The sequence below is a fragment of the Oleiphilus sp. HI0132 genome (assembly GCF_001635845.1).
This window is the reverse complement of record NZ_LWGJ01000605.1, coordinates 1-6,900: the sequence shown is the minus strand read 5'-3', so window position 1 is coordinate 6,900 and position 6,900 is coordinate 1. Positions and strand designations below refer to the sequence as shown.

General features: G+C 44.0%; 7 protein-coding genes. 3 read left to right on the top strand and 4 right to left on the bottom strand.

The features are described 5' to 3' along the window. Both A3766_RS30650 and A3766_RS07410 read left to right on the top strand, forming a co-directional pair. Nucleotides 1-1,156: hypothetical protein (locus A3766_RS30650; RefSeq protein ID WP_197479409.1), on the top strand; the 1,156-nt coding region annotated here is incomplete at its 5' end. A 90-nt stretch (nucleotides 1,157-1,246) separates the two neighbouring features. Continuing rightward, nucleotides 1,247-2,302 carry a TIGR02281 family clan AA aspartic protease gene (locus A3766_RS07410; protein WP_197470141.1) on the top strand — a complete coding sequence of 352 codons (1,056 nt, stop codon included), beginning with the start codon at nucleotides 1,247-1,249 and terminating at the stop codon, nucleotides 2,300-2,302. A 9-nt stretch (nucleotides 2,303-2,311) separates the two neighbouring features. Here A3766_RS07410 and A3766_RS07405 read toward each other — a convergent pair whose 3' ends face one another. Beyond that, nucleotides 2,312-2,638 (bottom strand): hypothetical protein, encoded by a 327-nt coding sequence (locus tag A3766_RS07405; protein WP_068554914.1) that lies wholly within the window; start codon nucleotides 2,636-2,638, stop codon nucleotides 2,312-2,314. A gap of 182 nt (nucleotides 2,639-2,820) precedes the next feature. On the opposite strand from A3766_RS07405, the gene murJ reads away from it, so the two are divergent. Next, nucleotides 2,821-4,428, top strand: coding sequence for a murein biosynthesis integral membrane protein MurJ (murJ, locus tag A3766_RS07400; protein ID WP_082865483.1), 1,608 nt, complete (start codon nucleotides 2,821-2,823; stop codon nucleotides 4,426-4,428). Nucleotides 4,429-4,460: 32 nt separating this feature from the next. Here the strand turns inward: murJ and A3766_RS07395 are convergent, their stop codons facing one another. The 3 genes from A3766_RS07395 to A3766_RS32485 all read right to left on the bottom strand — a co-directional run bounded on the left by A3766_RS07395 (nucleotide 4,461) and on the right by A3766_RS32485 (nucleotide 6,403). After that, nucleotides 4,461-5,042, bottom strand: a complete 582-nt coding sequence (locus A3766_RS07395) for a superoxide dismutase (protein WP_068515364.1) — start codon at nucleotides 5,040-5,042, stop codon at nucleotides 4,461-4,463. A 226-nt stretch (nucleotides 5,043-5,268) separates the two neighbouring features. Next, a complete protein-coding gene (locus tag A3766_RS07390; protein WP_068516250.1) occupies nucleotides 5,269-5,907 on the bottom strand; it encodes a pseudouridine synthase in 639 nt (212 codons plus the stop codon). Nucleotides 5,908-6,040: 133 nt separating this feature from the next. Then, nucleotides 6,041-6,403 (bottom strand): cold shock domain-containing protein, encoded by a 363-nt coding sequence (locus A3766_RS32485; RefSeq protein ID WP_082865482.1) that lies wholly within the window; start codon nucleotides 6,401-6,403, stop codon nucleotides 6,041-6,043. Between the last annotated feature and the right edge of the window lie 497 nt (nucleotides 6,404-6,900).

Genomic DNA, 6,900 nt, shown 5'->3' with positions numbered 1-6,900 from the left:
TGATGTCACGGCTTCTTCCTGGCAGTTTATAACGGATTGTGATGCCGATCTCGGCTGTCAGTTGGAGCAGGATGTTGCAGACTTGTGTGAGACTCAAGAAGAACATGATGTGAGCCAGTCTGGCAGAAATATTTGTTCTGCCGAGTTTTTTGAGCACTTGGGGGAGTTGAATAATACAGAGAACGATGCCCAGTTCGTTGGTTATATGCAGTACTTGGCAGATTCCTTGAATAAGTATGAAGTGAGTATTTTTGAAGACAGCTTGTTGTTATCTGCATCAATGCTCGAAAAAGATCTGATTGTTCGTTATTTTTATAAGCAGTCTTTGTCAGCGCCAAAATCAGTACGTGAGCATGTTATGTTTGGTGCTGAATCAGATCTATATGCTCTGGAGCACTTTGTTGAAAATAACAACGTATATATCAGTGCTTTGATTCCAGGAGCGGTGAGAAGTAATGAGTGTTATAAAAACTACCTTCGTGTTGAGTGTGACCTGGGTTCCCAAGAAGGTGGTGGGAGTGACCGATGTACGGGGGCTGATCTGGCAGAGGGTACGTGTTTCTCTTCTTTTACCGAATTTGAATCTACAGCACTGTTTTGCACTCCTAATCAGGTATTAACTAGAGTATGTGCTGATGCTAGTCTTGACTCAGGCTCAATTCGTACTGAGGCAAGCGATGAAGATGGTAAATGGGTGCGCATGCTTGACCTGAGTGGTGACGAGGCTGATAGGCAGACAGTATATCTATTGACGTCCTCGCATCAGGAAGCGCTTGATGAACAGGTTCTTGATGAAGGACGCTTGCTGACACCTACCTTGTATGAAATTGACGATAACGATGGCTCTCTTGGCTCAGAGCTTGGCGTATTGAATGATGTTGTTGAGACGGTTATTGGCGGAGTGCTTTATCAGAAAGCGAGTGGCGCTGAACCGTTGTTTGAGGGCTTGCTGGATGTCCTTTCTTATGACGTGTCTGTCTCGGAGGAAGAGGGTGCTTCAGGTCAGGAATTACTTAGTCGTCATTCCAAGTATGCTATTGTTAATACCTTGAGTGATGATAATAGTGCTGTTTCGGTACGTCAGACTCCAAGGTTGGCGGAAACAGTCTTTAAACGATTTGACACTGCGCCAAAGTCAACGGGTTCATCTGAATAGACAAAGAAAAATATTTCAAGTTCAGAATAGGTAGTCCGCGTCTTCATGAGTGGTGTAGTGAGCTATCACTGGTCTGAAAGGGGGCTTATCTTGAATAGAACGTCAGGCTACTTATTAGCGCTCTGTGCTGGAGTATCTTTGGGTTGGCTAGCGCAGCAGTTCTGGTTTGCTGGTCTCGATCAGCAAGTTTCCAGCTCTCAGAGAGATTTGCTTCGAAATGAGCAGCGCCTAAAAAACTTGCGCTCAAAGGAGCAGAATTTAAAGAAACCGGCTAGCCTGGATTCTGTTGACAGTACTTCTACAAAAACCGAAATGACCGATATCGAGCTTCTTGCCGATCAGCTTGAGAATAAGGCTCAGCTATCCGAGACTGACTTTCAGGTCATTTTTAGTGTTGCCAAGCAAAAACTTGCTCAAGGTAATGTTCAGGACGCAATAGTCTACTTGTACGATTTGCGTCTACTGGTGGACTCTCAGTTTGAAGATGCCTACCTGAATGGTGTTCAAGACTTTGTGCAACATCTGGAGCAAACGCTGGAGAAAGCTGGTGAGCATGATTTATTAATTGCGAGCTTTAGGCAGTTGGTGAGTTTTCAGCCAGAGTATACCCCCTATTATTTATCCCTGGCTCACTGGCTAATTGTCTCTGAGGAGTGGGATGAGGCTGAACTAAGCCTTGTGTCAGCAAGGCATGACCTTAAATATGGCGAGGAGGTTCAGCTATTGGAAAATACCATTGCTGAACTTAGAGACCGTTCTAGTCAGTATATCGTTCCCTTGCAAACTATTGGTGAGCACTATTTGCTTGAGCTGCTTGTTAATGACGAGCACAGTTTGTCGCTAATGATTGATACGGGTGCTTCAATGACTGTCGTGAAGACAGAGTTTGTTCAAGAATATTTGCCTAGCCTTTTAGATGAGGCAGATGAGCTGCTGCTCAAGACCGCCAATGGCTCCGTCAAAGGGAGCAAAGTGCAGGTGGGTCAAGTCTCGCTTGGAGGATTATCAATGGGGGATGTTACTTTGGGAGTTTTGCCCTTATCTGACTTTACTTATGATGGGCTTTTGGGGATGGATATTCTCAAGCGTTTTGAGTTTAAAATTGACCAAGAAAATCAACAGCTGGTGCTGAATCCCCAGCTGTAAGTGTGTCGCTTAATTAGTCTTTAGATCTAGATAGCCCTTCTGAATTGATGTCTCAAAAGCTTTTGCTCCTTCAGCAAGCTCTTCAAAGCGAAGGCGCAGGGTTTTGAGTTTTTTTAATTCCTCGGCACTCGGTGAGTCATCAAGATCATCATATTTTTTTCCTAGTTCATACATGAACTTTAAATAAGCTGCCCGGGTCTGGGCCACGATATTGACGATGGGTTTTAAATCGCTGGTAGAAAGTGCCTCGATTTCAGGATTAATAATCTCCCTATTCGACTTCCGATACAGCTGCTCGTAGTGCAGCATCAATCGATTAATATCTTGTTCGTCCATTGTCTTAGTCCTGTGTAATATAAACGAGTGATTGGCTAATTTATTAAGCATAGAAGGAAAATACTCGGATTCAACTTTTATCCATGCTTTGAAAAGAGAAATGTTTCTGGGCAGGGCGTCTTTGCTTTTGATATCAAGCCAAGTATGCTTCGCGCTGATACTGAATAGGTTTACGAGTGCATATGGAAAACGAGAATAAAACAAATGCTCCAAAGGAGGGGGTGTCGAGCAATATTAAAGCAAAGCAGGCAAGTGGTTTGCTTCGCTCAAGCGGTATTGTTGGAGTAATGACTATGTTGTCCCGGGTCTTCGGCTTGGTGCGGGATGTTGTCGTAGCAAACCTGTTTGGTGCTTCGGCGGGGGCAGATGCCTTTTTTGTAGCCTTTAAAATTCCAAATTTCTTTCGGCGTCTATTTGCAGAAGGTGCTTTTTCCCAGGCCTTTGTCCCAGTGTTATCTGAATACCGTAGTCAGCGCACTGAGCGAGAGGTCAGGCAGTTGGTTAACTCGGTTGCAGGTGTGTTGGGGCTGGTATTACTACTTATTACGGCTTTAGCGGTCATGGGCGCTCCATGGCTAACGGCTTTGTTTGCTCCGGGTTTTCTTGAGGATACAGAAAAATATAACCTTGCCAGCGATATGTTGAGGATAACCTTTCCCTATTTGCTGTTGATCTCTTTGACCGCTTTTGCTGGTTCAATATTGAATAGCTATGGTTACTTTGCGATACCCGCTTTTACACCTGTTTTGCTTAACTTGGTGCTCATATCAGCGGCGCTTTGGTTAACGCCGTTATTTACAGAGCCAGTCATGGGCTTGGCATGGGGGGTCTTTATTGCAGGCCTGATACAGCTGTTTTTTCAGTTTCCCTTCTTGATAAAAATGGGCTTGATGCCTCGGCCACGCCTGGATTATCGTCATGAAGGTGTTCGACGTATTTTTATACTGATGGTTCCAGCACTATTTGGTGTTTCTGTAAGCCAGATTAATCTGTTGCTCGATACAGTGTTAGCGTCATTTCTACAAACAGGAAGCGTTTCTTGGCTTTATTATTCGGATCGTTTAGCTGAGTTGCCTTTGGGGATTTTCGGTATTGCCATTGCGACAGTGATTTTACCTAGTTTGTCTCGAAAGCATAGCAGTCAGTCTCACAAAGCTTTTTCTGACACGCTGGACTGGGCTATACGGATAGTTCTGTTGATGGGCGTTCCGGCAGCTGTTGCTTTGATTGTTCTTGCTGAACCTTTGGTGACGTCGCTATTTTATTACGGTGCATTAGAACAACGCGATGTCTATATGTCGGCAATGAGCTTACGTGCCTATGCCTTAGGGCTCTTGGCATTTATGTTGATTAAGGTCTTGGCTCCCGGGTACTTTTCAAGACAAGATATGAAGACGCCTGTAAAGATTGGCATATGGGCGATGTGTGCCAACATGGTTTTCAATTTGATTCTGATCTGGCCTTTGCAACATACAGGTTTGGCATTAGCGACAGCGCTTTCGTCTTGGATGAATGCTTTGTGGCTTTTGAGTGGCTTAGTGAAGCGTGATGTTTATCATAGAAGCGAAGGTTGGGCTTTATTTGTGCTGCGGATAGTTGTTGCTGTTGTTGCGATGGTGTTGGCGGTTTCCTGGATGAATGTTGAAACCGAAATTTGGTTTGATATGAGTGTTTGGGAGCGAATAACTAAGTTGCTAGCTTTGGTTGTCGTCGGAATCGTTTCTTATTTTATCGTTTTGCTATTAAGTGGGATGAAGCTAAGAGCTTTGGTTAAAGGCTTGGGAGATTGAACCTCCTTAGTCACTAAGGAGGTTCAGAAGAATTATGCTGCTAGGTTTGCTGCAACAAATTCCCAGTTAACCAGCTTCCAGAACGCTGTCAGGTAGTTCGGACGAACATTACGGAAGTCGATGTAGTAAGCGTGTTCCCATAGGTCAACAGTTAGCAAGGCAGTCTGGCCTTCAGTCATCGGCGTTCCAGCGTTGCTAGTGTTAACAATTTCCAAAGAACCATCTGCATTCTTAACTAACCAAGTCCAGCTAGAGCCAAAGTTGTTAACAGCTTTGTCGTTGAACTGAGCTTGGAAGTCAGCGAAAGATCCAAATGCTGCATTGATAGCCTCGGCTACTGCGCCAGTTGGCTCGCCGCCGCCATTTGGGCTTAGGCAATTCCAGTAGAAAGTGTGGTTCCAGATCTGGGCTGCATTGTTAAATACTGGGCCGCTTGAAGATTTGATGATGTCTTCAAGGGACTTGCCTTCAAACTCGGTTCCAGGGATCGCAGCATTCAACTTATCAACGTAAGTTTTATGGTGCTTGCCATGGTGAAACTCTAGAGTTTCTTGAGAAATATGTGGCGCTAGTGCGTCAATTGCATAGGGAAGTGCTGGTAATTCAATTGCCATGATGGGCTCTCCATTAATAATGAAAGTCTTTTTATACTATTTCTTGGTGAGCGATTTAGTCGACTCGTTAGAAAAAGCGTGGTTAGTAAGTCTATGATTTATTATTGCTTATTATGGCTCGAATGATAGCACCTAAATTTTTATAAGCCAAAAATCTTGCCTATATGCTTAGCAAATTAGCTTTGAAGTGGTGTTTAGTTTATTTATGTGCCGTATCGCACTGGTGCTAACTAGGTTTTTTTCTGTGTGGATGCTTCTTTTTGCTTGAATGGGTGCGTCCTTTATTACGAGAAGAATGTTTTTTATTTTCTCGTTGCTTAGGTAGGTGAACTTCCAGGCTTTTATGTTCGCCTGGTTGTAGGTTGTCGATAGACCAGGGGCCAATTGCTGCGCGAATCAGGCGGAGTGTTGGGAAGCCGACTTCAGCAGTCATTCGTCGCACTTGGCGGTTTTTTCCTTCGGTGATCGTTAATGCCAGCCAGGATGTTGGAGCATTTGCGCGCTGCCTTATTGGTGGGGTTCTCGGCCACAAGCAGGGCTCTTTAATTCGTTCGGCAATAGCTGGACGTGTTAGCCCATCTTTAAGTGTTACCCCATTACGCAATTTGTTAAGGGCTTCATCGCTAATCTCCCCTTCTACCTGTGCCCAATAGGTCTTGGGGAGCTTGTGTTTCGGGTCGGCAATTCGAGCTTGCATTTGCCCATCGCCAGTTAAGATCAATAGTCCTTCTGAGTCGTAGTCCAGTCTGCCGGCGGGGTATATTTTGGGGGTTTTAATAAAGTTTGAAAGCGTTGAGCGGCCCTCATTATCAGTAAACTGAGATAGTGTGTGATAAGGCTTGTTGAATAGGAAAATAGTAGGCATGGCCACATAATACGCGGACAGGAAAAAGTCTGCCATATAAATGGCAAGTGATTTACCCGGTTTTGTATAAAATCGGGTTAAGAGTAAATGGCTAAAGGCCTGCTATCTCTAGAGGAAGGGCAGGCTCTCAGTTTCAAGCTGAAACTGCTTTGGCTTCTTGCTCTGTTGATGTTTTTGTTTCCGTGTTCAATGGTGCTTGATGGCTAGGCTGAAACTCAGAACCATTTGCTTCTTCAACAGAAATAAACTCGTCATGGTCTACGTCATGTGCAGCGGAGCTTGGTTGAACCGTTTCAACTGCCGTAATATTTACAGCGTGAAAACCTTTGTCGCCTGGCTGCTTTTCAAAGTTGACCGGCTGCCCTGCTTTAAGGGTTTTATAGCCTTCCATTTGAATTGAAGAAAAATGAGCAAAAAGATCTTCATTATCACCGTCTTCGATGATGAACCCATAGCCTTTTGCATTATTGAACCACTTTACTGTACCTTGAGGCATTATCGACTCCCGTGTCTCCTGCGTTCGAACTATGTGTCTTGGCAATCCTGAATAAAGAATTCAAGGATGTCAGACTGCCTTTTTGGGTTCTTGGGCATGTAAAAGTTCAAACACCTGAAGTTTTATTTTTATTTGTATTCCGATGCAAAGCGCATCAAGTCGCTACTGTCAAATATTTTCTTAATGCTGTCAAGCGATTTGGGCGAAAGATATGATGCCTGGCCGTAATTCTTTCGATAGTTTTGCTCATGTTTTTCTTTATGCGATTTCTTTATAAGCTCAGTTGTTGCAAAATACGTATCTACCCCCAAATAAAGAGAAATGTAAAAATTCGTATCAAACTATGAGTAAAACTAAAGATTCTCTACTAGTATTAGCTCAAGGAACGCAAAATGATCCAGGTCATGAAGATGATCTGCTTGTCGCTCCTGCTAAGCCAGCGTTTAAACAGCCTTCGATGTATCAGGTTGTCATGTTAAATGATGACTACACGCCGA

Bases quoted from the DNA above. Each gene is read 5' to 3' on its own strand.
- A3766_RS07405 (WP_068554914.1), bottom strand. From the start codon at position 2,638: ATGGACGAACAAGATATTAATCGATTGATGCTGCACTACGAGCAGCTG.
- murJ (WP_082865483.1), top strand. From the start codon at position 2,821: ATGGAAAACGAGAATAAAACAAATGCTCCAAAGGAGGGGGTGTCGAGC.
- A3766_RS07395 (WP_068515364.1), bottom strand. From the start codon at position 5,042: ATGGCAATTGAATTACCAGCACTTCCCTATGCAATTGACGCACTAGCG.
- A3766_RS07390 (WP_068516250.1), bottom strand. From the start codon at position 5,907: ATGCCTACTATTTTCCTATTCAACAAGCCTTATCACACACTATCTCAG.
- A3766_RS32485 (WP_082865482.1), bottom strand. From the start codon at position 6,403: ATGCCTCAAGGTACAGTAAAGTGGTTCAATAATGCAAAAGGCTATGGG.